General features: G+C 43.0%; 1 protein-coding gene. It reads left to right on the top strand.

The genetic code is table 11. The annotated features are described in order from the left end of the window. Position 1: 1 nt before the first annotated feature. Positions 2-277: Hpt domain-containing protein (locus tag AAEY68_RS20980; protein WP_350586819.1), on the top strand; the 276-nt coding region annotated here is incomplete at its 3' end.

Below are 277 nucleotides of genomic sequence, written 5' to 3'. Positions count from 1 at the left end.
GATCAATATTGACGAATCCGCTTTAGAAAGTATGGAATCGCTATTAGGTGAACAATTTCCAGATACGCTGGAATTTTGTTGTGCGGAATTTGAGCGATTGGGTAACGAAGCAATTGCTGCGCTTGGGCAAGATAAAGAGGCTGCTATTCGCCACTCTCATAGCCTTAAATCAAACGCCGCTCAATTTGGTGCGGCAAGTTTAGCCGAAGTTGCTCGTTTAATTGAATATAATTTAAATAACGGGAATGACGAGCAGGCTGTTAATGCAGCCGATGGA

Origin of the sequence: Pseudoalteromonas sp. RB2-MNA-CIBAN-0110, assembly GCF_040309305.1 — a bacterium.
GTDB lineage: Bacteria > Pseudomonadota > Gammaproteobacteria > Enterobacterales > Alteromonadaceae > Pseudoalteromonas > Pseudoalteromonas arctica.
The sequence above is the reverse complement of the archived record's forward strand: the minus strand, read 5'-3'. Positions and strand labels throughout refer to the sequence as shown.